This is a genomic window from Nocardiopsis quinghaiensis, from assembly GCF_008638365.1.
GTDB lineage: Bacteria > Actinomycetota > Actinomycetes > Streptosporangiales > Streptosporangiaceae > Nocardiopsis > Nocardiopsis quinghaiensis.
In genome coordinates this window covers 54,308-78,323 of the sequence record NZ_VWVU01000033.1, presented here as the reverse complement: position 1 = coordinate 78,323, position 24,016 = coordinate 54,308, and the positions used below count along the sequence as shown (strand labels likewise).

Annotated in this window: 23 protein-coding genes; 13 read left to right on the top strand and 10 right to left on the bottom strand. The window is 71.4% G+C overall.

Features of this window, described 5'->3' with window-relative positions; translation table 11 throughout:
- Positions 1 to 2 precede the first annotated feature (2 nt).
- Positions 3 to 89, top strand: a complete 87-nt coding sequence (locus FYX01_RS27335; protein ID WP_223830402.1) for an IS3 family transposase — start codon at positions 3 to 5, stop codon at positions 87 to 89.
- 100 nt (positions 90 to 189) lie between these two features.
- On the opposite strand, the gene FYX01_RS24080 is transcribed toward FYX01_RS27335, so the two are convergent.
- Both FYX01_RS24080 and FYX01_RS24075 read right to left on the bottom strand, forming a co-directional pair.
- Entirely contained in the window at positions 190 to 1,410 is a 1,221-nt protein-coding gene (locus FYX01_RS24080; RefSeq protein ID WP_150245474.1) for an acetyl-CoA C-acetyltransferase, read from the bottom strand.
- A 139-nt stretch (positions 1,411 to 1,549) separates the two neighbouring features.
- Entirely contained in the window at positions 1,550 to 2,602 is a 1,053-nt protein-coding gene (locus FYX01_RS24075) for an SGNH/GDSL hydrolase family protein (protein WP_150245471.1), read from the bottom strand.
- 358 nt (positions 2,603 to 2,960) lie between these two features.
- On the opposite strand from FYX01_RS24075, the gene FYX01_RS24070 reads away from it, so the two are divergent.
- From FYX01_RS24070 to FYX01_RS24060, 3 genes are all read left to right on the top strand, one after another.
- Positions 2,961 to 4,337 carry a cystathionine beta-synthase gene (locus FYX01_RS24070; RefSeq protein WP_150245468.1) on the top strand — a complete coding sequence of 459 codons (1,377 nt, stop codon included), beginning with the start codon at positions 2,961 to 2,963 and terminating at the stop codon, positions 4,335 to 4,337.
- 141 nt (positions 4,338 to 4,478) lie between these two features.
- A complete protein-coding gene (locus FYX01_RS24065) occupies positions 4,479 to 5,219 on the top strand; it encodes an acyltransferase (protein WP_150245465.1) in 741 nt (246 codons plus the stop codon).
- Between the two features lie 98 nt (positions 5,220 to 5,317).
- Positions 5,318 to 6,463, top strand: a complete 1,146-nt coding sequence (locus FYX01_RS24060; RefSeq protein WP_150245463.1) for a cystathionine gamma-synthase — start codon at positions 5,318 to 5,320, stop codon at positions 6,461 to 6,463.
- 154 nt (positions 6,464 to 6,617) lie between these two features.
- Here the strand turns inward: FYX01_RS24060 and FYX01_RS24055 are convergent, their stop codons facing one another.
- Complete coding sequence (locus FYX01_RS24055) at positions 6,618 to 6,866, bottom strand: hypothetical protein (protein WP_150245460.1); 249 nt, start codon at positions 6,864 to 6,866, stop codon at positions 6,618 to 6,620.
- A gap of 312 nt (positions 6,867 to 7,178) precedes the next feature.
- Between FYX01_RS24055 and FYX01_RS24050 the strand changes: the two genes are divergently transcribed.
- Together FYX01_RS24050 and FYX01_RS24045 are read left to right on the top strand one after the other, a co-directional pair.
- Complete coding sequence (locus FYX01_RS24050; RefSeq protein ID WP_150245455.1) at positions 7,179 to 7,910, top strand: GntR family transcriptional regulator; 732 nt, start codon at positions 7,179 to 7,181, stop codon at positions 7,908 to 7,910.
- A gap of 8 nt (positions 7,911 to 7,918) precedes the next feature.
- On the top strand, positions 7,919 to 8,731 hold the full coding sequence (locus FYX01_RS24045) for a GntR family transcriptional regulator (RefSeq protein WP_150245452.1): 813 nt from the start codon (positions 7,919 to 7,921) through the stop codon (positions 8,729 to 8,731).
- Between the two features lie 25 nt (positions 8,732 to 8,756).
- Here the strand turns inward: FYX01_RS24045 and FYX01_RS24040 are convergent, their stop codons facing one another.
- Both FYX01_RS24040 and FYX01_RS24035 read right to left on the bottom strand, forming a co-directional pair.
- On the bottom strand, positions 8,757 to 9,905 hold the full coding sequence (locus FYX01_RS24040; RefSeq protein WP_150245449.1) for a VWA domain-containing protein: 1,149 nt from the start codon (positions 9,903 to 9,905) through the stop codon (positions 8,757 to 8,759).
- Between the two features lie 83 nt (positions 9,906 to 9,988).
- Positions 9,989 to 11,422, bottom strand: a complete 1,434-nt coding sequence (locus FYX01_RS24035) for a sigma 54-interacting transcriptional regulator (RefSeq protein ID WP_150245445.1) — start codon at positions 11,420 to 11,422, stop codon at positions 9,989 to 9,991.
- A gap of 212 nt (positions 11,423 to 11,634) precedes the next feature.
- On the opposite strand from FYX01_RS24035, the gene FYX01_RS24030 reads away from it, so the two are divergent.
- On the top strand, positions 11,635 to 12,786 hold the full coding sequence (locus FYX01_RS24030) for an FIST signal transduction protein (protein WP_150245442.1): 1,152 nt from the start codon (positions 11,635 to 11,637) through the stop codon (positions 12,784 to 12,786).
- A gap of 30 nt (positions 12,787 to 12,816) precedes the next feature.
- On the opposite strand, the gene FYX01_RS24025 is transcribed toward FYX01_RS24030, so the two are convergent.
- From FYX01_RS24025 to FYX01_RS24015, 3 genes are all read right to left on the bottom strand, one after another.
- Complete coding sequence (locus FYX01_RS24025) at positions 12,817 to 13,308, bottom strand: RDD family protein (protein WP_223830622.1); 492 nt, start codon at positions 13,306 to 13,308, stop codon at positions 12,817 to 12,819.
- 379 nt (positions 13,309 to 13,687) lie between these two features.
- The gene (gene greA / locus FYX01_RS24020) at positions 13,688 to 14,188 is read right to left on the bottom strand and encodes a transcription elongation factor GreA (RefSeq protein ID WP_150245435.1); all 501 of its coding nucleotides are present in this window, start codon (positions 14,186 to 14,188) and stop codon (positions 13,688 to 13,690) included.
- Between the two features lie 139 nt (positions 14,189 to 14,327).
- Positions 14,328 to 14,780: a DUF4307 domain-containing protein gene (locus tag FYX01_RS24015; RefSeq protein ID WP_150245432.1), complete on the bottom strand. Its 453-nt coding sequence runs from the start codon at positions 14,778 to 14,780 to the stop codon at positions 14,328 to 14,330.
- Between the two features lie 153 nt (positions 14,781 to 14,933).
- Here FYX01_RS24015 and mca point away from each other — a divergent pair, with 153 nt between their 5' ends.
- The 3 genes from mca (at position 14,934) to FYX01_RS24000 (ending at position 18,212) form a co-directional block, all read left to right on the top strand.
- Entirely contained in the window at positions 14,934 to 15,812 is an 879-nt protein-coding gene (gene mca, locus FYX01_RS24010; protein ID WP_150245429.1) for a mycothiol conjugate amidase Mca, read from the top strand.
- A gap of 5 nt (positions 15,813 to 15,817) precedes the next feature.
- Positions 15,818 to 16,087, top strand: a complete 270-nt coding sequence (locus FYX01_RS24005) for a hypothetical protein (RefSeq protein WP_150245426.1) — start codon at positions 15,818 to 15,820, stop codon at positions 16,085 to 16,087.
- A 91-nt stretch (positions 16,088 to 16,178) separates the two neighbouring features.
- Positions 16,179 to 18,212, top strand: coding sequence for a thioredoxin domain-containing protein (locus FYX01_RS24000; RefSeq protein WP_150245423.1), 2,034 nt, complete (start codon positions 16,179 to 16,181; stop codon positions 18,210 to 18,212).
- On the opposite strand, the gene FYX01_RS23995 is transcribed toward FYX01_RS24000, so the two are convergent.
- Both FYX01_RS23995 and FYX01_RS23990 read right to left on the bottom strand, forming a co-directional pair.
- Positions 18,172 to 19,005 carry an alpha/beta fold hydrolase gene (locus FYX01_RS23995; protein ID WP_150245420.1) on the bottom strand — a complete coding sequence of 278 codons (834 nt, stop codon included), beginning with the start codon at positions 19,003 to 19,005 and terminating at the stop codon, positions 18,172 to 18,174. The two genes, FYX01_RS24000 and FYX01_RS23995, sit on opposite strands and share 41 nt — an antisense overlap.
- A 127-nt stretch (positions 19,006 to 19,132) precedes the next feature.
- A complete protein-coding gene (locus tag FYX01_RS23990) occupies positions 19,133 to 20,485 on the bottom strand; it encodes a serine/threonine-protein kinase (protein WP_150245417.1) in 1,353 nt (450 codons plus the stop codon).
- A gap of 311 nt (positions 20,486 to 20,796) precedes the next feature.
- On the opposite strand from FYX01_RS23990, the gene FYX01_RS23985 reads away from it, so the two are divergent.
- The 3 genes from FYX01_RS23985 to FYX01_RS23975 all read left to right on the top strand — a co-directional run bounded on the left by FYX01_RS23985 (position 20,797) and on the right by FYX01_RS23975 (position 23,878).
- Complete coding sequence (locus FYX01_RS23985; RefSeq protein WP_150245414.1) at positions 20,797 to 21,408, top strand: RNA polymerase sigma factor; 612 nt, start codon at positions 20,797 to 20,799, stop codon at positions 21,406 to 21,408.
- 91 nt (positions 21,409 to 21,499) lie between these two features.
- A complete protein-coding gene (locus tag FYX01_RS23980; RefSeq protein ID WP_150245411.1) occupies positions 21,500 to 22,261 on the top strand; it encodes an isoprenyl transferase in 762 nt (253 codons plus the stop codon).
- Between the two features lie 267 nt (positions 22,262 to 22,528).
- Positions 22,529 to 23,878 carry a PhoH family protein gene (locus tag FYX01_RS23975; protein WP_223830621.1) on the top strand — a complete coding sequence of 450 codons (1,350 nt, stop codon included), beginning with the start codon at positions 22,529 to 22,531 and terminating at the stop codon, positions 23,876 to 23,878.
- The last annotated feature ends 138 nt before the right edge of the window (positions 23,879 to 24,016 follow it).

Sequence of the window (24,016 nt, the reverse complement as noted above, 5' to 3'; positions counted from 1 at the left end):
ACATCGCCTGGTTCAACAACGAACGGGTGCATACCTACCTCGAGGGCCTGAGCCCGGTCGAGTACCGAGCCCAGGCCCTGACGGCCTAACCTTCAATTAGCCGGTCCAACATCTGGGGCCCAGTTCAAACACCTCCGGGCCCCTCGCCGCTCACGGCCTCGTGCCCCGGAGGGCGGGAAGGACGGGAGACTAGCTCAGGCGCTCGAAGACGGCCGCCATGCCCTGGCCGCCGCCGACGCACATGGTCTCCAGACCGAACGTCTTGTCGTGGGTCTGCAGACCGTTGAGCAGCGTGCCGGTGATGCGGGCGCCGGTGCTGCCGAAGGGGTGGCCGAGCGCGATGGCGCCGCCGTTGACGTTGAGCTGGCTGTCGATGTCGATGCCGAGCTGGTCGGCGGAGGGCAGCACCTGCGCGGCGAAGGCCTCGTTGATCTCGACCAGGTCGATGTCGCCGATGGCCATGTTGGCGCGGGCCAGTGCCTGCCTGGACGCCTCGACCGGGCCCAGGCCCATGATCTCCGGGCTCAGGCCGGTCACGCCGGTGGACACGATGCGGGCCAGCGGGGTGAGGCCCAGCTGGGCGGCCTTGGTGTCGCTCATGATGACCACGGCCGAGGCGCCGTCGTTGAGCGGGCAGGCGTTGCCCGCGGTGACGGTGCCGTCGGGGCGGAACACCGGCTTGAGCCCGGAGACCTTCTCGTAGGTGGTGCCGCGGCGGATGCCGTCGTCGGTGCTGACCACGGTGCCGTCGGGCAGGGTCACCGGGGTGATCTCACGCTCCCAGAAGCCGTTGTCCAGGGACTTCTCGGCCAGGTTCTGCGAGCGCACCGCGAACTCGTCCTGGCGCTCGCGCGAGAGGCCGGTGATCTGGGCGACGTTCTCGGCGGTCTGGCCCATCGCGATGTAGGCGTCGGGGAGGCTGTCGTTCTCGCGCGGGTCGGTCCAGGTCTCGGCGCCGCCCTCGGCGCGCTTGGCGGTGCGGTCCTTGGCCTCGTCGAAGATCGGGTTCTCGTTCGTGCCGTCGTCGCTGCTGCCGTTGACGAACCGGCTGACGGTCTCCACTCCGGCGGAGACGAACACGTCGCCCTCGCCCGCCTTGATGGCGTGGTAGGCCATCCGGGTGGTCTGGAGGGAGGAGGAGCAGTAACGGGTGACCGTGGTGCCGGGGACGGTGTCCAGGCCCAGCTGCACGGCCACGATGCGGGCCATGTTGAAGCCCTGCTCGCCGCCGGGCAGGCCGCAGCCGAGCATCAGGTCGTCGATGTTCCTGGGGTCCAGCGCGGGGACCTTGGCCAGCGCGGAGCGAACGATCTGGGTGGTCAGGTCGTCCGGCCGGATGTCCTTGAGCGAGCCCTTGAAGGCACGGCCGATCGGGGAGCGGGCGGTTGCGACGATGACTGCTTCGGGCATGGCTGAGTCCCTAACGGTTGAGGTACTGCGTGTGGAGCTGGGAGCCGTGCGGCGGTCGGCGCGCCGCTGATCTCCAGCATCGCTTGTTACCGACCAGTAAACCCGCCCGGTGTCCCCGCGCGCCACTCGGGGCCGCCCTTCATCCGCTCCCCCCGGAACGGTCGGTGGTCCCGGTCGCGCCCGCTTCGGCCGTCCCCTCACGGCCGTCGTGGCCTCCCCGGGGACGGAACGGGCCCCGGATGAGCGCGGCCCAACGTCCGCGCCTGCCGGGAGTGTGCCCGCTGACGTGCGAGCTCGCACGGGAGACCTCCGTTCCGGGGGTCTCGGCGGCGACCACGGCCGCGCGGTCCACCGGCAGGATGCCGCTGGTGCGCCCGGTCTCGTCCAGCTCGGGGAGCAGGCCCAGGGCGGTGCAGGCCGCGGGCAGTACGGCGAAGGCGGCCTGCGAGTACCCGAGGGCTGACGGATGAAATCGGTCGGGCCCAAACATGGAAACTGGATCTGACCGAAAATCATCGGACAACAGGTCGCTCATCGAGACCGTGCGTCCGCCGACCTCGGTGACCGCGATGGTCTGGGCGGCGGCGAGCTGGCGGGAGGCGCGGCGGGCCATCGAGCGCAGCGGCCAGCCGAGGGGGCGGACGGTGCCCAGGTCGGGGCAGGTGGCCACGACCACGGCCGTGCCGCGGCCGACCAGGTGGCGCACGGTCTCGCGCAGCTGGGCGACGGCGTCGCCCGGGCGCACGCGGCGGATGACGTCGTTGGCGCCGATGAAGACGACCGCCAGGTCGTAGCGGCCGCCCTCCTCCAGCGCGCGGGCACGCTCGACCTGGGCGGCCAGGTCGGCGGAGGTGGCGCCGGGGGAGGCGGTGCAGCACAGACGCACGGGTTTCTCCGCGGCGGCCGCCAGTCCCGTCGCCAGGAGGACGCCCGGGGTCTCGGTTGCGAGCTCGACCGCGAAGCCGGCGGCGGTGGAGTCGCCCGTCATCAGCATGCGGATCGGTGGACCCCCGTCGTCGCCGTAGACGCCGTCGACCACGGGCCGGTCCCACCGGGGGGAGCCGACCGCGCGGCGGGCGAGGCGGGCCTGGAGGTAGAGGAGCGCGATGGTGCCGCCGCCCACGAGTGTGAGTCCGCCGCCGCCGAACGCGGTGGCGGCGGCGATCCGCCGGGCGCGTGCGGCTCGCAGCATCGGGCACCTCCGAGGCTCGGACCCGCGTGCCCCGAAGCGGGCCGGATACGAGTGAGGTTACCGGTGGGCGACCCCGGAAGCACGTACCTGCGCGGCACACAATCCACGCCCCGGAGTGAGGGACTCCGTGCCTTCGGGGAAGTGGGGGGAGCGAAGACCGCCGAACGGGCCGCGGGCCCTCTCCGGACGGTCATCCGAGAAGACCGGTCCACCGCTTCTCCGCGGGCGCCGAACCCGCTGGTGGAGACCATTAGAGTCGGATTGAGACGGGCCGGACCGGCCCAGGGCCCCGGACTCGTCGCCGGGGCGAGGAAACGGCGGGCCGAAACCCGGTCGCCACGATGCTGAGGGAGCACAAGTGCGGGTATACGACTCACTGATCGACCTGGTCGGGGACACACCGCTCGTCCGTCTGAACAAGGTCACCCAGGTCCTCGGTCCGAACGCTCCCACCGTTCTCGCCAAGGTCGAGTACTTCAACCCGGGCGGTTCGGTCAAGGACCGCATCGCGCTGCGCATGGTCGAGGCCGCGGAGAAGAACGGCGAACTCGAACCGGGCGGCACCATCGTCGAGCCCACCTCCGGCAACACCGGCATCGGCCTGGCCATCGTCGCCCAGGAGAAGGGCTACCGCTGCGTCTTCGTCTGCCCGGACAAGGTCGGCGCGGACAAGCTCTCGGTCCTGCGCGCCTACGGCGCCGAGGTCGTGGTCTGCCCGACCACCGTCGCCCCCGACCACCCCGAGTCCTACTACTCCGTGTCCGACCGGTTGGCCACCGAGATCCCCGGCGCCTGGAAGCCCAACCAGTACGAGAACACGAACAACCCGGAGTCGCACTACCACGCCACAGGCCCCGAGATCTGGGACCAGACCGAGGGCCGTATCACCCACTTCGTGGCGGGTATCGGCACCGGCGGCACCATCAGCGGTACCGGCCGCTACCTCAAGGAGGTCTCCGAGGGGGCGGTGAGGATCATCGGCGCCGACCCCGAGGGCTCCGTCTACTCCGGCGGTTCGGGCCGCCCCTACCTGGTCGAGGGCGTGGGCGAGGACATCTGGCCCGGTACCTACGACACCTCCGTGTGCGACGACATCGTGGCCGTCAGCGACAAGGAGTCCTTCCTCATGACCCGCCGCCTGGCCCGCGAGGAGGCCCTGCTGGTCGGCGGCTCGTGCGGGCTGGCCGTCGAGGCCGCCCTGCGGGTGGCCAGGGACGCCGGTCCCGACGACGTCATCGTCGTCCTGCTGCCCGACGGCGGCCGCGGCTACCTCGGCAAGATCTTCAACGACGAGTGGATGGCCGACTACGGCTTCCTGTCCGCGCAGACCGAGGAGGCCACCGCGGGCGAGGTGCTGGCCGCCAAGGGCGGGGAGATGCCCGACTTCGTGCACACCCACCCGGACGAGACCGTCGGCACCGCGGTGGCCATCATGCGCGAGTACGGCGTCTCCCAGTTGCCGGTGATGAAGGAGGAGCCCCCGGTCATGGCGGCCGAGGTGGTCGGCTCCATCGCCGAGCGCAACCTCCTCGACGCCCTCTTCGACGGCCGCGCCGAGCTGGACGACCCGGTGGAGACCCACATGGCCGAGCCCCTGTCCACCGTCGGCACCGGGACCCCGGTGAGCGACTGCGTCCGCCTGCTGCGCGGATCCGGCGCCCTGGTGGTGCTGCGCGACGGCAAGCCGGTGGGGATTCTCACCCGCCAGGACCTGCTCGCCCACCTGTCCGGCTGAGACCGACCGCCCACACTCCTGTGACGGGGCCCGGACCGCGCTCGAACCGAGCGTGGTTCGGGCCCCGCTGTATGCCACCCGTACATGTCAACGCATACTCGGACACTGCTAATGTTCGCGACAGTTACTGGCAGGTAATAAATGGGGGCACGCGTGTCGCGGCTGTTGTCCTGGATCATCCGCTCCATCTGGTCGTACGCCCGGACCAAGGCCGAAATCCGGGCCGATTCCAAGGCGGCCCGCAGGTTCGCGCGCTTCGGCACGGGCTCCGCGATCGCCTTCCCCACGGCCACCCTCTACGGCGAGCCCTGGATCGAGATCGGCGTGCACACCGTCCTGGGCGGGGACATGACCCTCGCCGCCGGGATGGGACCCGACTACGACCTGGGGCCGGGCACGGTCGTGCGGATCGGCTCCGGCTGCGCCATCGGGCGGGGCTCGCACATCGTCGCCCACAAGTCCGTCGACATCGGCGACCACGTGTACACCGGCCCCTACGTCTACGTCACCGACCAGAACCACGCCTACGGCAACACCGAGGTCCCCGTCGGCCTCCAGTGGCCGGTGGACGACCCGGTCAGCATCGGCGACGGCAGTTGGATCGGCGCGAACGCGGTGATCCTGCCCGGCGTGCACCTGGGCCGCAACTCGGTCGTGGCGGCGGGCACCGTGGTGAGGCCCGGCACCTACCCCGACCACGCGGTCATCGCGGGCGTGCCCGGCAAGGTCGTGCGCACCCACGACCCCGAACTGGGCTGGGAGCCGCCGCTGCGCGAGAACGGGGCCCCCACACGGGTGCCCACCCCGGTCACCGGCCTGCCTCCGGGGGCGCCCGCCGGTCCGCCCCGGCCCGGGTCGGCCACCCGTTTCCCGCCCGCCTAGGGTGCGCTCGCCGAACACGTACCAGGGCGTGCTCATCCCCACGGGCCCCGCCTGTGGAAAGCGGGAACGAGGAGGTCGGCGGGCACTATTGTGGCCCCATGAAGTTCGACGGGTTTGAAACACTGGCCATCCACGCGGGGCAGGAGCCGGACGCCGGCACCGGGTCCGTGGTGGTGCCGATCTACCAGACCAGCACCTACGCCCAGGACGGCGTGGGGGGTCTGCGCCAGGGCTACGAGTACTCGCGCACCGGCAACCCCACGCGCACGGCCCTGGAGGAGTGCCTGGCCGCCCTGGAGTCCGGGACGCGCGGCCTGGCCTTCGCCTCGGGCATGGCCGCCGAGGACACCCTGCTGCGCACGGTCCTCTCGCCCGGTGACCACATCATCATCCCCGGCGACGCCTACGGCGGCACCTTCCGCCTGGTCTCCAAGGTGGTCGAGCGCTGGGGTGTGCGGTGGGACGCCGTCGACCAGTCCGACCCCGAGGCGGTGCGCGCGGCCGTCCGGCCCAACACCAGGGTCGTGTGGACCGAGACGCCCACCAACCCGCTGCTCAACATCACCGACATCGAGGCCGTCGCGCGGATCGCGCACGAAGCCGACGCCCTGCACGTGGTCGACAACACCTTCGCCTCGTCCTACCTCCAGCAGCCGCTGACCCTGGGCGCGGACGTGGTCGTGCACTCCACCACCAAGTACCTGGGCGGGCACTCCGACGTGGTCGGGGGAGCGCTGGTGGTCTCCGACGCCGAACTGGGCGAGCGCCTGGCCTTCCACCAGAACACCATGGGTGCCATTCCGGGGCCGTTCGACTCCTGGCTGACCCTGCGCGGCGTGAAGACCCTGGGCGTGCGCATGGACCGCCACAGCGCCAACGCCGAGCGGATCGTGGCCGAGCTGGAGGCCCACCCGGCGGTACGGAAGGTGTTCTACCCCGGCCTGGAGGACCACCCGGGACACAGGACCGCCGAACGGCAGATGAAGGCCTTCGGCGGGATGGTCTCCTTCGCCCTGCGCGACGGGGAGAAGGCGGCACTGGCCCTGTGCGAGCGGACCGAGGTCTTCACCCTCGGCGAGTCCCTGGGCGGGGTGGAGTCCCTGATCGAGCACCCCGGACGGATGACGCACGCGTCCACCGCGGGTTCCGCCCTGGAGGTTCCGGCCGACCTGGTGCGGATCTCCGTGGGCATCGAGTCCGCCGACGACCTGGTGGCCGACCTGCTGCGGGCCCTGGAGGACTAGGGCCCGTGTGCCGACCCTGCCCGGCGTCCGGGTCCTGTCCGGGCGCCGGCGGCGCGTTCCCGACCGGCCGTGTGCCGCGCGGGTCCCCCGGCCGCGCTGCCGGGCCCGTCGCGGCCTGTCCTTGCCGCTGTCCTGTGCGGCGCCGTTTCCCCGTTCAGACCGCGCTGGGTGTGCGGTCCGGGGAGGAGTGGCTCGGCTCGGGGGCGGAGCGCTCGCCGTCGCGGAAGCGCAGCCCCACCACGAGGCTCCCCGTGCGGGAGAGGGGAGTGCTCTCCTCGTCGTCGCGCAGGGAGCGGTAGGTGCCCTTGTCCCGGCGGCGGATGCCGATGGAGACGGCGAGGAAGAACCCTGTGGCCAGTCCCAGGAGCACGACTCCGACCAGCGCGATGGTGATGGGGATCATTCTGTTCTCCTTGGGGGAAGTTCCTATCTGCGTTCTGCGTGCCCCCCGGTCGAGCGAGGGGGCGTCGGGTGGTGTCTCACCTGATGCGGTTTCCAGTCGGGGTGTCGTGCGGGGTCAGGCGCCTGGGTCGAAGTGCGGGGAGCGTTGGTTCTCGTCCCCTCGGATGTCCTCCCGGCTGCGGAGCCGTGTGCTCAGGGTGGATTCCTCTAGTATGGGAATATGCTAACCGGATGGACTTGTTCGTCTGGTGTACCGATCACCTTGTTGGTACAAGCTAGGTTGTTGGTCTAGTACCCCGGCGAGGACTGATGTATGCGGGCTGAAAGCAGATATCGACAGATTGCTCGGACCCTGAGGCGTGAGGTTCAGGAGGGAGCCCTGCCCCGGGGCGGTCAGCTGCCGTCGGAGAAGCAGCTGGAGGAGCGCTTCGAGGCGTCCCGCAACACGATCAGGCTGGCCCTGGGCATGCTGCGCAACCAGGGGCTGATCGTCAGTCGCCCGGGCCGCGGGCACTTCGTCCAGGACGTCGTCCCCGAGACCTTCCACGCCAACCGCAGCAGGGGCGGGTCCGGTGGCCTCAACGAGTCCGGGATGGCCGGACAGGTCCTGGAGGAGCTCCAGATCCTCAGCGCCACCCCCGACATCGCCAGCCGCCTGCGCGTCCCGGAGGGCGACATGACGGTCGTCCGCCGCATGTACCGGTTCTCCGGGGAGGTCTCGGCGTCCGTCAGCTCGGCCTACTACCCCATGGGCCTCGTCGAGGGCACCCCGCTCATGCTGCCCGAGGACGTCGAGAGCGCTCTGGCGGTGCTGGCCGAGCACGGGCAGCGCCAGGCCGGGTTCGTCGACGAACTGGAGGCCCGTATGCCCAGTCCGCAGGAGGTCGGCCAGCTCGAACTCCCGCCGGGGGTCCCGGTGCTGGCCGTCCACCGGACCGACCTGTCCGAGGAGCGCCCGATCCGGCTGGTGCACACCGTCTACGCGGGCCACAGCATCCGCTACCAGTACGAGCACGGCAACATGAACGCCTACCACCGGGACTGAGCACGAGCATGAGCACGTCAAGGAAGACGGTTGTCGCCGACCACCTGCGCGAGGCGCTGGCCAGGGGAGAGTACGGGCCGGGCGAGCGGCTGCCGGGGGAGGAGGAGCTCGCCGAGCAGCTCGACGTCTCCCGCGCCACCGCACGCCTGGGGATGCGCATCCTCCAGGACGAGGGGCGCATCGCCATCCGCGCCGGACGGGGGGCCTTCGTCGCCAACCACCGGCCCATCGTCCACCTGGCCACCCCCGTCACGGGCGGCGGCGACTCCGAGCGCTTCGAGGCGGGCTACCAGCCCCATCTGCGCGAGGCCGGATACGACCAGGTCCAGGAGAAGATCAGGGTCAGCCTGGACACCATGCGGCCCAAGGTGGCCAAGCGGCTGCGCCACGAGACGGTGGGGGAGAACACACGGGGGGACCTGGTCGTCATCCGCGCCTCCGACCGGTTCGTCGAGGGTGGTCTGTGGCAGTCCCAGGTCACCTACTTCCCGTACAGCATCGCCAGCAACACCCCGCTCATGTCCCCCGAACGCCTGGAGGAGGGGGTGACCGCGGTCCTGCGGTCGCTGGGCCACCGGGAGGAGTGGAACTGGGACATCGTCGGCGCCCGGATGCCCTCCCAGAGCGAGGCCGACTCCTTCGGCCTGGGGCCGGGCATCCCGCTGCTGGTCCAGGAACGGGTGGTCTACGAGGGCGAGCGACCGCTGCGGTTCACCGAGACGGTCATGCCCGCCAACCGGCACCAGCTGCTCTACTCCGGTGGTGAGGCGCCCGAGGAACTGCTGGTCCTCGCCTCCGACGTCAACATCTTCGAACGCTGACCCACCCGGGTCCGTGTGCGTCCGACTAGCCGGAACGGTCCAGGTAGCGTTCCACCACCAGGGCCCCCAGCCCCTCGGCGCCGGCGTGCACCACCCGCACGCCGCGGCGCCGTTCCACCAGGGCCTGGAAGGCGCGCAGGCGGGGATCGTCCGCCAACAGGAAGAAGGTCACCTCCGCGCCCTCGCCCAGTACCGCGTCCAACTCGGCGACGGTCAGCTCCACCGTGCGCGGGGCCGGGGGCCAGGCGAACCGGGCGTCGCCGTCCTCGCCCAGGTGGGCGGTGGGCTCGCCGTCGGTGACCACCAGCACCTGTGAACGCAGGCCGCAGTGGCGCCGCAGGTGGGCGCGGGCCAGCCGCAGCGCGTGGTGCAGGTTCGTGCCCGGGACCCTGCGCCAGTCGTGGGCCACCAGCTCACCCGGGGACAGCTCCCGGGCCCGCTCCCCGAAACCGACCAGGTGCAGCCGGTCCTCCGGGCGGTGCGTGGACACCAGGGCGTGCAGGGCCAGCGCCGTCCGGGTGGCGGCCTCGTGCAGGGACCGGGCCGCCATCGAGTGGGACAGGTCCACCAGCAGCGACACGGCTGCGGCCTCCGAGGGCTCGGTCTCCACCACCCGCACGTCCTCGGCGCGCAGCGCCACGTCCCGTTCACCGGGACGGGACCGGCGCAGCGCGGCCTCGCGCACGGTCGCGACCGCGTCCAGGGGCCGGTCACCGTCCTCGCCGAAGAGCCGGGAGGAGCCGGTGGGCTCACCTCCGGACGCGGTACCGCCCCGGTGGACCCCGCCCCGGGCGCCGCGACCGTGCCGGGAGACCCCGGCGTCGCGCAGCGCCACCTCGCCCAGGCGGCGCAGCTCGCGGGGGCTCAGGCCGTGGTCGGCCTCGTCCAGGCGTGCCAGGGCCCGTCCGGCCTCCCGGCCCGACAACCGGTCCAGCAGGCGTTCCAGAGCGACGGCGTCCACCCCGCCGAGGGCGCCGCGGTCGCCGTCGGCGTACCGGGACAGGGCCCTCTCCAGGGCTGCCAGCTCCAGCCGGTCCTCCTCGGAGGCGGATCCGGGCTCGGACCCGGGACCGGTCCCCGAAACGGAGGCCACCAGCGCCAGGAGTTCACGCGCCGCGACCACGGCCTCCTCGGGCGGCGGGTCGGGATCGGCCAGGGGGTCGGGTCCGCCCATGTACGCCCGGTACCGAAACCTCACACGCACCCGCCTTCCGTGTACACACGCGCCGACACCTCCCGGGTCCGCCGGCCAGCCGGTCAAAAACGGTAGACCCCTCCGTCGGGGAGCGTGTCCTTGGACAGCCGACGCTCCAGGTACAGGCCCTCCAGAGCGAACTCCACCACCGCGGCGGCCAGCCCCGGCGTGGGCGGTCCGTCCTCGGCGTCCGGGGCCACGCGCTCGATCATCGCCGCCAGCCCCGGCACCGCACCCACCCGGCGCAGCAGCTCGGCGGCGCTCACGAGGTCGCCGGTCTCCACCGTGCCGCCGCCGGAGAAGCGGTCGCTGAGAGGCGACAGGTCCGTCTCGCCCAGGCGCTCGCGAAACACCTCCGCCACCGCCCGGCGCAGCAGCGCGTACAGGATCTCGGCCTCGCGGCCCTCAGCGCCCATCTCGAACTCGACCTTTCCCAGCAGCGGCTCCACCGCCGCGTGCAGGTCGCACACCCGTGCCACCGGGAGTTCCTCACCCGACAGGGCCGCCCGCCGCAGCGCCGAGGCCGCCACGGTCTCGGCCGCTGTCACCGAGAAGCGCACCGACACCCCCGAGCGTGCGTCCACCTTCCTGGAGGCGCGTACCAGCCGGGTGAAGCGTGCCACGGCCTCCAGCAGGTGGGCGGGCACCGTCGTGCCCTCGGGCAGCGCCGCCTCCTGCCGGATGAGCGCCAGCTCGTCGGCCAGGGCCAACGGGTAGTGGGTGCGCACCTGCGCACCGAAGCGGTCCTTGAGCGGGGTGACGATCCGCCCCCGGCTGGTGTAGTCCTCCGGGTTCGCGCTCGCCACCAGCAGCAGGTCCAACGGCAGCCGCAGACTGTAGCCGCGCACCTGGAGGTCGCGCTCCTCCAGCACGTTGAACAGCGCCACCTGGGCCCGTGCGGGCAGGTCGGGAAGCTCGTTGACGCAGAACACCCCCCGGTTCGCGCGCGGGACCAGACCGTAGTGGATGGTCTCCGGGTCACCCAGCGAGAGACCCTCCGCCAGCCGTGCCGGGTCCACGTCGCCCACCAGCTCGCCGACCCCGGTGTCGGGTGTGGCCAGCTTCTCGCCGTAGCGCTCCCCGCGGTGCCGCCACACCACCGGCAGGCCGTCGCCCTCCCGGGCCGAACGGCGCACGCACGCCGGGCAGACCGGCGCGTAGGGGTGGTCGTTGACCGGGCACCCGGCCACCGACGGGGACCACTCGTCCAGCAGGGCCGTCAGGGTCCGGATGAGCCGGGTCTTGCCCTGACCGCGCTCGCCCAGCAGCACGATGTCGTGTCCGGCCAGCAGGGCCCGCTCCATCCGCGGCAGCACGGTGGCGTCGAACCCGTGCACCCCCGGGAAGCGGGGCTCCCCGGCGCCCATCCGCCGGAGCAGGTTCTCCCGCACCTCGGCGGAGACCGGCCGGTGGACGTGCCCGGACTCGCGCAGCGCCGCGAGGGTGCGCGGGGCCGGGGGCGGAGACGGGGGCGGGGGCGGGGGGAGGGCGCTCACACCCTCGAACCTATCCCGAAGCGGGCCCGGTGCCGACGGGATTCCCCGGCCCCCGGACGCCACGCCGACGCCGCTCCGCCCGCGTCCCGGGGCCGTCGTCCAAGCACGTTCACCGGAAAACCCCGTGATTGGCACTGTGGTGGAAGAATGGGACGTGACGGTGGAGTTCTGCGTCCGGCCGCGAGGGCCGGTGAAACCGGGGGTGGCAGTTGGTGGCACGGTTCGGCGATGCACTGATGACGGGGGCCGACCTCGTGAACGCGGCCGAGCGCGCCGTCCTGAGCGCTCTGGAACAGGTGGACGGGCCAGCCGACCTGGTGTGCTTCTTCGTCTGCGGCGCGGATCCGGAGGAGGTCTCCCTCGCGGGCGTGCGCGTCATGGAGTTGGCCGGAGGCGCCGTCACCCTCGGGTGCAGTTCCACCGGGGTCATCGGCGGCGGCCGGGGCGTCGAGGGCCAGGGCTCGGTCAGCGTGTGGTGCGCCAGCCTGCCCGGCGTGGAGATCACCCCGTTCCGCCTGGACACCATCATCGAGGACGACCACCTGGCCGTCGTCGGCATGCGGGAGCCGGGGCCGCGCGACCGTGCCGCCATCCTGCTCACCAATCCCTACGAGTTCCCCACCCAGGCCTTCGTCCGCGAGTCCACCGAGGCCCTCGGCGGACTTCCCCTCGTCGGCGGCATGGCCGACGGCATGCGCGGCGAGGACTCCGTGCGGCTCTTCTGCGAGGGCGAGGTGGCCGAGAACGGCGCCATCGGGATCCTCATCGGCGGCGAGAACGTTCTCGGCGCAGTGGTCAGCCAGGGCTGCCGTCCCGTCGGCCCGACCATGACGGTCACCAAGGCCGAGGGCAACCTCCTGCTCGAACTCGCGGGCGTCAACGCCTACGAGAAGCTGGAGGAGCTTGTCGAGGACCTCTCCGAGGAGGACCGCGTGCTCGCCGAGCAGGGCCTGCACGTCGGTATCGCCATGGACGAGTACGCCCACGCCCACGAGCAGGGCGACTTCCTCATCCGCACCCTCGCCGGGGCCGATCCCGAACTCGGCGCCCTCACCATCGGCGACATGGTCGAGATCGGCCAGACCGTCCGCTTCCAGGTGCGCGACGCCGGTACCGCCGACGAGGACTTCGCGCGGCGCCTCACCGACTTCGGCGCCCAGCACTCCGTCGGCGCCGGCCTGCTCTTCTCCTGCAACGGCCGCGGGTCCTCCTTCTTCCCGCACTCCGACCACGACGTCCTCGCGGTCCACCGCGTCCTCGGCGTCGACGCCGTCACCGGTTTCTTCGCCGCGGGGGAGATCGGCCCGGTCGGCGGCGTCAACCACGTGCACGGGTTCACGGCCTGCCTGCTGGCCTTCGCGTAGGAGCGCGGACGGCGGGGGCGGCCGGGCCCCTCAGGTGCGGATGACCACGGTTCCGGAGACCCGGTCGTGCAGGGAGCGGTTCCGCCGGTCGCCGAGCGCCGCCATGGACTCGGCCAGGGTGAAGACGTGCCCCAGGGCCGGCAGCGACTGGGGGAGGCCGAAGAACGCGGAACGGCCCAGCGCCTGTCCCTGGCTGAGCCTGCCTCCGTCGGCGGCGCTCACCACCTTGATCCCGACCATCATCTTGCCGAGCGTGCGGCCCCAGGTGACCAGGTACAGCCAGTCGTAGAAGAACAGCAGCAGGCCCCAGCCGAACAGGAACAGCAGGGACCACAGGGCGCCCTCGGCGTCGGTGGTCCGGTCGCTGCCGGTGAGGGCCACCGTCACGACGGCCATGATGACGAAGAACGCCGCGGCGGCGATGACCACGAGGACGTAGTCGATGGTGCGGGCGGCCAGGCGGCGGCCGAAGGTGGCCGCCTCCGGCCCGGCGGGCGGGGGCACGCCCTGCCCCGGCGGCATGCCCGCTCCCGGGAGACCCGGCATCGGCGGGCCGGGGAAGGGCTGGCCCCAACCGGGACCGGGAGGGGGAGCGCCTGCGCCGGGAGCGGGACCCCATCCCCCGTGCGGGGGCGGGTACGTGCCGGGGTGGGAACCCCTGGGGCTCCAGTAGGGGGAGGACATGGCGGCGGAGGTTCCTCGGTTCGTCGGTGGGGCGGCCTGCGGGAGCCGGTACGCGGAGGTCCTTCGAGACTACGACGCGAAGGGCCTCCGAAGGGATCCCTTCGGAGGCCCCCGAACCGGAAGCGGGCGCATCCGCCGGGGGGCGTCCCGCGCGGGACGCCCCCCGAAAGCGGCGGGGGCGGCTGGACGCCGCCCCCAACCTGATCCGCTGTGCGTGTCACATACCGCTGTAGGGAACGGCGTCGATGATCTCGACTCCCAGGCTCTTGTTGTTCGGGAGCTGGTAGCTGACCTTCTCTCCCACACGCTTGCCGTTGATGGCGGCTCCCAGTGGCGACTTCGGGGAGTACACGTCGATCGGAGCGCCACTCTCCTCGCGGGAGGCGAGAAGGAAGGTGACCTCGTCATCGTCCCCGTCGAACTTGACGGTGATGGTCATGCCGGGGCCGACCACGCCCTCGGTACGGGGCGCTTCGCCGACCCGCGCGGTGCGCAGGATCTCGGTGAGCTGGAGGATGCGGGCCTCCATCTTGCCCTGCTCCTCCTTGGCGGCGTGGTAGCCGCCGTTCTCCTTGAGGTCGCCCTCCTCCCGGGCCGCCTCGATCTTCTCCGCGATCTCGATGCGCCCACTCCCCGACAGGTGGTCCAGCTCCGATTTGAGCCGGTTGTACGCCTCCTGGGTGAGCCAGGTGACGTTGTCATCGCGGGTCTGGGTCACGGGAACTCCTTGTGTACTAGTAGCAGAGGCCACCAGGCGGCCTGAGCTGAACTTACGAGAATATCACCGTGCGTCGCGACACACGGATGCTCGTGATTTCGCCGGTGCCGTCGGGACCGGCAGGAAGGGGCTCGGTGGATCAGTCCTGTGAACCTTGTTCCCTACACGAGGCCACTTCTACCGTGGCAGCCTGACGAAGCGTTTCAACGGTCGTGGTGACCGTACGGTTCCCGGCCTCGACATCGCTGTCCGCCTGGCCCACCTCGACGAGCTTCTCGTCCAGCGCCACGATCAGGCACTCGGCACCGTTCTTGCTGTTCACCTCGTACACGATGGTCGCCTCGTCGGGCGTGGGTGCCGAATACGACACCACCTGGTGGTACACGCCGCCGCCCAGACCGCTGTAGTTCATCACGGAGTAGCCCCAGCCGACCGCGCTCAGCACCGCGAACACGGTGGCGATGACGAAGAAGACCGGGCCGTTGCCGTGGCGCTTGCGTAGCGCGGGCGCGGTACGGGCCGGGGAGTCGGCCGCGCTGTCGGCCGCGTCGTCGGCACTGTTCACGGCGTCTTCTTCCGGGGTCGGCTGCATCGGGAATCTCCGAACAAGGGGACGGTGTTGTCTAAGATATCCCCGACCTGACAGCCTCCCCACGCGGCCCGCGCGTGAGTCGTCCGATCCGGGCACCGGGGAGCCGGACGGCCGCGCCCCCGCGTCCGGCCACTAGTCAAGGAGAACCCTTCGTTGTCCGAGCGCCTGCGGCTTATGGCCGTTCATGCCCACCCCGATGACGAGTCCAGCAAGGGCGCGGCCACGATGGCGCGCTACGTGGACGAGGGCGTCGACGTGCTGGTCGTCACCATGACCGGTGGCGAACGCGGCGACATCCTCAACCCCGCCATGGAGCGTCCCGAGATCCGAGAGAACATCGCCCAGGTCCGCCGCGAGGAGATGGACCGGGCGAGGGAGATCCTCGGGGTCCACCAGGAGTTCGCCGGTTTCGTCGACTCCGGCCTGCCCGAGGGCGACCCGCTGCCGCCCCTGCCGGAGGGCAGCTTCGCCAGCCTCCCGGTCGAGGAGGGCGCCGCACCCCTCGTGGCGTCCATCCGCCGGTTCCGCCCGCACGTCATCCTCACCTACGACGAGAACGGCGGCTACCCGCATCCCGACCACATCATGACCCACAAGGTGTCGATGCACGCCTTCGACACCGCGGGCGACCCCGACGCCTACCCGGACGCGGGCGAGCCCTGGCAGCCGCTCAAACTGTACTACTTCGTGTCCTTCCCGCCCGAGCGGTTCGAGGCCCTGGCCGACATGCTGGCCTCGCGCGGCATGGCGAACCCCTTCGAGGAGTGGATGGAGCGGCTCAAGGACCGCGACCGCCCCCGCTGGGAGATGACCACACGCGTTCACTGCAGCGAGTACTTCGAGGTCGCCAACGAGGCCCTCAAGGCACACGCCACCCAGGTGGACCCCAACGGGTTCTGGTTCGCCGTGCCCAACGACGTCGTGGCGGAGGCCTGGCCGACCGAGGACTACCACCTGGTGCGTTCGACGGTGGACACCGAGGTCCCGGAGAAGGACCTCTTCGCGGGCGTCCGAGAAGCAGTGAGAGTATGAGTGGTATGAACACCCTTCTCCCGTCCGCGGCGGTGCTGGCGAGCGACCTCGAACTCGACAGTGACACCGTGACGCCCGGTGTCCTGGGCTTCCTCGTCGTCTTCGCGATCGGCGTAGGGCTGTACTTCCTCATGCGCAGCCTCATGGGCAAGCTCCGCGCCCTGCCCAAGGACGACGACTTCACGGCGGGGGCCGACGCCTCCGCCCGGGGGTCCTCCGCCGCGGAGGCCTCCTCCGAGGACGCCTCCGCGGAGGACACCACTCCGCGGACCTGAGGGACCGTTCCCGCCCTGACCCAGCGGGAACGGGACGGTTCCCGCCTCCAGGTGGCAGACGGCCCCCGTCTTCGAGTGGCAGAGTTGGAACATGTCCAACCGCCTGAGCGACGCGACCAGCCCGTACCTGTTGCAGCACGCCGACAACCCCGTGGAGTGGTGGCCCTGGAGTGAGGAGGCCTTCGCCGAGGCGCGCCGCCGCGACGTGCCCGTGCTCGTCTCCATCGGATACTCGGCCTGTCACTGGTGCCACGTGATGGCCCACGAGTCCTTCGAGGACGAGGCGACCGCGGCCCGGATGAACGCCCTGTACGTCAACATCAAGGTGGACCGCGAGGAGCGCCCCGACGTCGACGCGGTCTACATGGAGGCCACCCAGGCCATGACCGGCCAGGGCGGGTGGCCCATGACCGTGTTCACCACCCCCGACGGCGCCCCGTTCTACTGCGGTACCTACTTCCCGCGCGACCACTTCCAGCGCCTGCTGGAGGCCGTGGCCAACGCCTGGCGGGAGCAGCGCACCGAGCTGCTCGACCAGGGGAAGCGGGTGGTGGAGGCGCTCAGCGGTCCGCGCACCCTGGCAACCGCGCCGCCGCCCTCCGCCGCCCAGCTCGACCTGGCCGTCCAGGCACTGGTGCGCGACTACGACCGCGACCACGGCGGTTTCGGCACGGCGCCCAAGTTCCCGCCGTCGATGCTGCTGTCCTTCCTCACCGCGCAGGACGAGCGCACCGGCTCCCACCAGACCGCCGACGAGCCCGCTCCGGCCGGGCTGATGGCCTTCGGGACCGCGCTGGCGATGGCCCGGGGCGGCATCTACGACCAGCTCGGCGGCGGGTTCGCGCGCTACTCGGTGGACCAGGAGTGGGTCGTGCCCCACTTCGAGAAGATGCTCTACGACAACGCGCTGCTGCTGCGCGCCTACACGCGCATGGCCCGCCGGCCCCCGGGCCCCGGGGTCGTCGAGGGCGACGCGCACGCCCTGCTGCGCCGGGTGGCCGGGGAGACCGCGGACTGGATGCTGCGCGACCTGCGCACGCCCGAGGGCGGGTTCGCCTCGGCGCTGGACGCCGACAGCGAGGGCGCGGAGGGCACCTACTACGTGTGGACGCCCGCCCAGGTGCGGGAGGTCCTCGACAGGGAGGACGCGGCCTTCGCGGCCGAGGTGTTCCGTGTCACGGAGGAGGGCACCTTCGAGCACGGCTCCTCGGTGCTCCAGCTGCCCGAACCGCCCGCCGACCCCTGGCGCTACGAACGGGTCCGTGAGGCGCTGTTCAACGCCCGCCAGGAGCGGGTCGCCCCCGACCGCGACGACAAGGTCGTGGCCGCATGGAACGGTCTGGCGATCGCGGCCCTGGCCGAGGCCGGGATCCTGCTGGAGCGCCCCGAGCTGGTGGAGGCCGCCCGCGAGGCCGCGGACCTGCTGCTGCGCGTACACCTGCGGGACGGGCGCCTGGCCCGCACCTCCCGCAACGGCCGGCCGGGCACCAGCGCCGGGGTGCTGGAGGACTACGCCGACGTCGCGGAGGGGCTGCTCGTCCTGCACGGGGCGACCGGGGAACCGCGGTACGCGCACGAGGCAGGACGCCTGCTGGACACAGTCCTGGAGCACTTCGGCGACGGGTCCGGCGGGTTCTACGACACCGCGGACGACGCCGAGAAGCTGTTCAACCGCCCTCAGGACCCCACCGACAACGTCACGCCGTCCGGCCGGTCGGCGGCGGCGTCCGCGCTGCTCGCCCACGCCGCGCTGACCGGTTCCGAGCGGCACCGCGCCGCTGCCGAGGAAGCGCTGTCGCCGGTGGTGCTGCTGGCGGAGAAGGCCCCCCGGTTCGCCGGATGGGGCCTGGCCACCGGTGAGGCGGTCCTGACCGGGCCGCGCGCCGTCGCGGTGGTGGGGGACCCCGAGGACCCCCGGACCGGTGAGCTGGTGCGCACCGCGCTGACCTGGGCGCCGCTGGGCACCGTGCTGTCCCGGGGCGACGGCCGCGACGACGGCGGGGTACCGCTGCTGCGCGACCGCGTGCCGGTCGGCGGGCAGCCGACCGCCTACGTGTGCGAGGGCTTCGTCTGCAAGCTCCCGGTCACCTCTCCCGAGGACCTGCGGGAGCAGCTGCTGGACTGAGGACCCCGCGCAGCACGGCGGCGAAGCCCTCGGGGTCGTCGGCGAAGCCGCCGTGCCCGCCGGGGAAGGCGACCGGCGCGGTACCGAGCAGGTCGGCCAGCGCCGTGGAGGTCCGTGAGGTGCTCAGGGAGCCGGAGTCCGAGCCGACACCGACGACGATCCGGGCCTGCCCGCTGCGAAGGGCGTCGGTGTCGGGCACGTACAGGGCGGTGTGCCGCAGTTCGTGGGCGAAGAAGCGGGCGCTGTCGGCGAGCATCCGCTCCGGGGGCTCCTCGGCCGGGGCGCCGTCGCCCTCCTCCACCGGGAACCCGGCGTTGGCCATGAACTCGGCCCAGGCCGCCGACACACCCTCCCGGTGGTAGGTCGCGATGACGTCCTCGGTCGCCGCGCGCTGTTCGGCGGCGTCGGGCAGCAGTTCCATCAGGGGCGGTTCGTGAGCGACGGCCGTACGGACCCGGCGGGGGTGCCGCTCGGCCAGCGCCAGCGCGGTCACCGCGCCGCCGCTGCTCCCCAGCACGTCCGCGGAGTCCGCGTCGAGGGCGTCCAGGAGGGTGATGAGGTCGTCGGCGCGCAGCTCGGGAGTGGAGTCCTGCTCCGGGTCGTTCAGGGGGCTGCGGGAGATACCCCTGGGGTCGTGGGTGAGGACGGTGCGGTCCCGCGCCAGCAGGTCGGCCACCGGGGTGAATTCCTCCGCGCCCATGGGCGCGCCCGTGAGTACGAGGACGGGCCCCTCTCCACGGACCTCGTAGTACAGGGTCCCGTCGGGCGTCCTCAGGGTGTGCGTGCTCGCCATGGCCGTTGCTCCCTCTCGTGCGTGCCCCCGCCGAACAGGGGGGCGTCACCAGGAACGGACTCCGGCGGAGGCGCGGACTCATCGGCCTCACGGAGGAAAGGGGCGCGGCGGCGGTCGCGTGGCGCGCTCAGCTCACGGTCGTACCGTCGATGATCTCGTTCACCAGGTCGGGGCGGTGCCCCGGCTGGCGGACCTCCAGGTACACGGTTTCCGGCACGCCCGGCTGGTGCACGGCGGCGCTGCTGAACGAGCCGTTGCCGGCGCACTCGGGCCACTCCCACACCGTGCCCTCCCAGGTGCCGGTGTCCAGCTCGCGCTCCTTCGGCTCGGTCCCGCACGGATCGGTGCCGATCTCACCCAGACCGCGGTCGCCCGGCACCACCGTCGCGTAGACCCCGTAGGACCGCGTGTCGGTGGAGTACCACCCGTCGACGTCGGTCGCCACCAGCAGTCCGCCCCCGGTCGCCGCCGGGTGCGCCTCCCGACCGGTGTGGAACTCACGGGCCCACACCAGCGGCACCGGTACGCGGACCTGCTGGGCGGCGTGGCGCACCGTGGTCAGGGACAGCCCCGGGCTGCCGGTCGAGGCCGTGAGGGTGCCCACCAGCACGACGAGGGAGGCCACCAGCGCGGCCGCCCGCTGCCACGGCATCCGGTGCCGCTGCCACCACGGCACCGCCCGGGGCAGGTCGGGCGCCATCCGGATGGTCCTGACCCGGTCGGTGAAGGTTTTGGCATCCGCCGGACGGCTCTCCCGGTCCACCGAAAGCGCCGACAGAATGAGTTCGTCGAGTGCCGGAGGCAGAGCTGGCCGGATCCGGCCAGGAGGAATCCTCACCGGCGGACGCGACGGCGGGCGGCCGGTGATGAGTTCGTAGGCGACCGCGCCCAGCGAGTACACGTCGGAGCGAACGTCCAGGTCACCGCCGGGGATGCTCTGCTCCGGGGACATGTAGCCGGGTGTCCCGGCCGCCGCGGTGAAGCCCGATGCCTCGTCGATCGACTTGGCGAACCCCAGGTCCGCCACGAGCACCCGCTGCCCCACCGGTGACGACTGGAGCAGCACGTTCGACGGCTTGATGTCACGGTGGATCGTGCCGTGGTTGTGCAGCACGGTGATGCCCTGGCCGATCTCGGTCAACAGCCGCAGTGCCTCGTCCAAGGGCAGTTGACCTCGCTGAACGAGGTCTGCGACGCTTCCCTGATCGGCGTAGGTCATCACCATGTAGGGCCGCCCGTCGGGCAGCACGTCCACGTCGTGCACCGCCACCAGCCACGTGGAGTCGGTCTGGCGCAGGATGCGCGCCTCCTCCAGGAAGCGGTGCTGGATGTCCAGCTGGTGCGCCCAGTTCTCGGCGAGTACCTTGATGGCCACCGGATAGTTGAGCAGGTCGTCCTGCGCCAACCAGACCGTGGCGAAGGAACCGGACCCAAGGCGCCGAATGACGCGGTAACGTCCGAAGGCCTCCGGTTGGCTCATTTCCGCCTCGGTCTGTCAGGGGTGAATACGCGGTCGTTGCCCACTAATACACCATCTGTACCTTCACATTGCCTACCGTCTATATGATCCCCTCACCGGGTGATGCCGAGGTCCTCCGCCACGGGGACCGAGGGCGACCCGACGGGTTCCGCGCCATGTGGGCGGTCGCGGGGGAACATGAGTCGTGGTGAGGGTGGAGCCAGACGGGGGCCGTAGGCGTCCCATACACGTGTGACCCTCGAAACGGACGGGCGCACACGCGTCCGGAGCGGACGGTCGGACGTCTGCCGTCAGTCAGGGAGAGACCAGCCATGCGCAGTAGTGACCACGCAGACCACGAGGAGACCCCCACGCCCCGGCGCCGGGTGGCCAGCAACGTCGACGAGGAGCTGGAGGATCTCGCGCGCCGGGCCAAGGGCGGCGACGCCGACGCCCTGGACGCCCTGCTCCGGCGGATCCAGCCCGAGGTGCTGCGCCGGTGCTCACGCTTCCTGCCCTACCGCCAGGACGCCGAGGAGGCGTGCCAGGACGCGCTGCTGCGCGTGGCCCGCAAGATCGACAGCTTCAAGGGCGACTCCCTGTTCACCACCTGGTTGTACACGGTGGTGTCCAACTCCGCGCGGCAGACCTACCGCTCGATGAAGCGCCGTTCGGCCGAGTTCCCCACCGAGGCCGAACGTATGCCCCACCAGAGCGATCCCCGCACCACCAGCGTCATCGCCGGTTCCCGTATCGACCTGTTGGAGGCCCTCGACCAGTTGGAGAAGGACCGCCCCAACCTGGTGGCCCCGCTGGTCCTGCGCGACCTGTGCCAGATGGACTACAACGAGATCGCGTCCGAGCTCAACCTGGCCCTGGGCACCGTGAAGTCCCGTATCCACCAGGGACGCAAGCATGTGCGCAAGTCCCTGACCGTGACGTGACATCCGGGGGCGAACTACGCTGGAGCCATCCCCGTCAACACATCCTTTCCAGCGGTGTGCTGTCCCTATCCAGCTCTGAGAGGTTTCGCCAATGGGGCTCCGTGACCCCCTGTACTGGCTGTACGAGCGGCGTATCGAACGTCGGCTGACCAGCCAGGAGATCCCCCGCCACGTCGGAGTGGCCATGGACGGAAACCGGCGCTGGGCCAAGATCAGCGGACTCCGGGCGGCCGAACAGGGCCACCAGGCGGGCGCGAACAAGATCTTCGAGCTGCTGCGCTGGTGCGACGAGGTGGGCGTGCAGGTGGTCACCCTCTGGATGCTGTCCACCGACAACCTCACCCGCGACGAGTCCGAGCTCGGCCCGCTGGTGCGCATCATCGAGCAGACCATCGCCCGGCTGCGCGAGGAGGGGTGGAACACGCGCCCCGTCGGAGCGCTCGACATCCTGCCCGCCTCCACCGCCCGCGAGCTCAAGGAGACGGAGGCGGCCACATCCGGCAACCCGGGCCTGGTTGTCAACGTCGCCGTCGGGTATGGAGGTAGACGTGAGATCGCTGATGCGGTTCGGTCCCTCCTGCACGAGGAGGCGGCCAAGGGCACCGATGTCCAGGAGCTGGCCGAGCGCCTGGACATCGAGGACATCGCACGGCATCTCTACACGCGCGGCCAGCCCGACCCCGACCTGCTCATCCGAACGTCGGGGGAGCAGCGCCTGTCCGGTTTCATGCTGTGGCAGAGCGTGCACTCGGAGTTCTACTTCTGTGAGGTCTTCTGGCCTGCGTTCCGCAGAGTGGACTTCCTGCGCGCACTGCGCTCGTACGGCGCGCGCAACCGCCGCTACGGATCCTGATCCCCGGGTCCTTCCGAAGACCGCCCTCTTAACACGGAGTTCACCGCGTGGAGAGGGAGGTTCCTTGGAAACGGGAGCACGGACGCGTAGCGTCGGAAGTAGCGGGTGGCGTTCGCCCACCCGTTCGGGAGGCCCCGGCTCATTGATCTCCTCCGCCCTCGCGGAACGTCAACGAGGAGGGCCGGACCCGGCCCTCGCGGGTCAGGTCCCGGTCCTCCATGATCCCGTGACAGTAGGGTGCCCCAGTGGTGCCCAAGGGGAGAACGAGTGGCTAGTTCCTCTACCGATCACCGTGACACCCAGTCCTCCGCCGACCCCCACACGGAGGTAGGAGAGGGTGGGCGCGTCCACGTGCTCGACACCAGCGTCCTGCTCGCCGACCCTCAGGCCATGAGCCGGTTCGCCGAACACGAGGTCGTCATCCCCGTGGTGGTGATCACCGAACTGGAGAGCAAGCGTCACCACCCGGAACTCGGATACTTCGCACGCAACGCGCTGCGCCGCCTCGACGACCTTCGGGCCGTCCACGGCCGCCTGGACGTCCCGGTGCGGGTGAACGACCAGGGCGGAACGCTGCGCGTGGAGCTCAACCACAGCGATTCGGGGATCCTGCCGGCGGGCTTCCGGCTCGGCGACAACGACACCCGGATCCTCACGGTGGCCCGCAACCTCCAGGAGGAGGGCGCGAACGTCGTCCTGGTGAGCAAGGACCTGCCGATGCGGATCAAGGCGTCCTCGATCGGCCTGGCCGCCGACGAGTACCGCGCCGAGCTGGCCATCGAGCACGGCTGGACGGGCATGGCCGAACTGGACGTGCCCGCCCACCAGATCGGTGAGCTGTTCACGAACGGCGAGAGCGACATCGAGGAGGCCCGCGAGTTCCCCTGCCACACCGGAATGGTGCTGGTGTCCGAGCGCGGCAAGGCGCTGGGCCGGGTCCAGCCCGACAAGTCGGTGAAGCTGGTGCGCGGTGACCGGGACGTGTTCGGTCTGCACGGCCGCAGCGCCGAGCAGCGCATCGCCCTGGACCTGCTCACCGACCCCGAGGTGGGCATCGTGTCCCTGGGCGGACGCGCGGGCACCGGTAAGTCCGCCCTGGCCCTGTGCGCCGGCCTGGAGGCCGTCCTGGAGCGCCGCCAGTACCGCAAGGTGATGGTGTTCCGGCCGCTGTACGCGGTCGGCGGCCAGGAACTGGGCTACCTGCCCGGGACCGAGAACGACAAGATGACCCCCTGGGGCCAGGCGGTGCACGACACCCTGTCCGCGGTGACCAGCGAGGACGTCATCGAGGAGATCGTGGACCGGGGGATGCTGGAGGTCCTGCCGCTCACGCACATCCGGGGGCGCTCGCTGCACGACGCGTTCGTGATCGTCGACGAGGCCCAGTCCCTGGAGCGCAACGTGCTGCTCACGGTGCTGTCCCGCCTGGGCGAGAACTCGCGGGTGGTGCTCACCCACGACATCGCCCAGCGCGACAACCTGCGCGTGGGCCGCCACGACGGCGTGGTCGCGGTGATCGAGAAGCTCAAGGGCCACCCCCTGTTCGCGCACGTCACCCTGACCCGGTCCGAGCGGTCGCCGATCGCCGCCCTGGTCACCGAGTTGCTGGAGAACTAGCCGCAGAACGGGCCCGCCCCGCGCGCCGGCGCGCGGGGCGGGCCCTTCCGCTGCCCACGGGCCGGCGGGACCGGCGGTTCCGTGCCCTCGACCCGGAGTCCCACGGGGCTCACGGGAGTCGTCGGGGTGCCGGTGGGG

Excerpts from the sequence above, each read along its gene's own strand:
- FYX01_RS24080 (WP_150245474.1), bottom strand. The coding sequence starts at position 1,410 with ATGCCCGAAGCAGTCATCGTCGCAACCGCCCGCTCCCCGATCGGCCGT.
- FYX01_RS24075 (WP_150245471.1), bottom strand. The coding sequence starts at position 2,602 with ATGCTGCGAGCCGCACGCGCCCGGCGGATCGCCGCCGCCACCGCGTTC.
- FYX01_RS24065 (WP_150245465.1), top strand. The coding sequence starts at position 4,479 with ATGGGGGCACGCGTGTCGCGGCTGTTGTCCTGGATCATCCGCTCCATC.
- FYX01_RS24060 (WP_150245463.1), top strand. The coding sequence starts at position 5,318 with ATGAAGTTCGACGGGTTTGAAACACTGGCCATCCACGCGGGGCAGGAG.
- FYX01_RS24055 (WP_150245460.1), bottom strand. The coding sequence starts at position 6,866 with ATGATCCCCATCACCATCGCGCTGGTCGGAGTCGTGCTCCTGGGACTG.
- FYX01_RS24050 (WP_150245455.1), top strand. The coding sequence starts at position 7,179 with ATGCGGGCTGAAAGCAGATATCGACAGATTGCTCGGACCCTGAGGCGT.
- FYX01_RS24045 (WP_150245452.1), top strand. The coding sequence starts at position 7,919 with ATGAGCACGTCAAGGAAGACGGTTGTCGCCGACCACCTGCGCGAGGCG.
- FYX01_RS24040 (WP_150245449.1), bottom strand. The coding sequence starts at position 9,905 with ATGGGCGGACCCGACCCCCTGGCCGATCCCGACCCGCCGCCCGAGGAG.
- FYX01_RS24025 (WP_223830622.1), bottom strand. The coding sequence starts at position 13,308 with ATGCCGCCGGGGCAGGGCGTGCCCCCGCCCGCCGGGCCGGAGGCGGCC.
- FYX01_RS24015 (WP_150245432.1), bottom strand. The coding sequence starts at position 14,780 with ATGCAGCCGACCCCGGAAGAAGACGCCGTGAACAGTGCCGACGACGCG.
- FYX01_RS24005 (WP_150245426.1), top strand. The coding sequence starts at position 15,818 with ATGAACACCCTTCTCCCGTCCGCGGCGGTGCTGGCGAGCGACCTCGAA.
- FYX01_RS24000 (WP_150245423.1), top strand. The coding sequence starts at position 16,179 with ATGTCCAACCGCCTGAGCGACGCGACCAGCCCGTACCTGTTGCAGCAC.
- FYX01_RS23995 (WP_150245420.1), bottom strand. The coding sequence starts at position 19,005 with ATGGCGAGCACGCACACCCTGAGGACGCCCGACGGGACCCTGTACTAC.
- FYX01_RS23990 (WP_150245417.1), bottom strand. The coding sequence starts at position 20,485 with ATGAGCCAACCGGAGGCCTTCGGACGTTACCGCGTCATTCGGCGCCTT.
- FYX01_RS23985 (WP_150245414.1), top strand. The coding sequence starts at position 20,797 with ATGCGCAGTAGTGACCACGCAGACCACGAGGAGACCCCCACGCCCCGG.
- FYX01_RS23980 (WP_150245411.1), top strand. The coding sequence starts at position 21,500 with ATGGGGCTCCGTGACCCCCTGTACTGGCTGTACGAGCGGCGTATCGAA.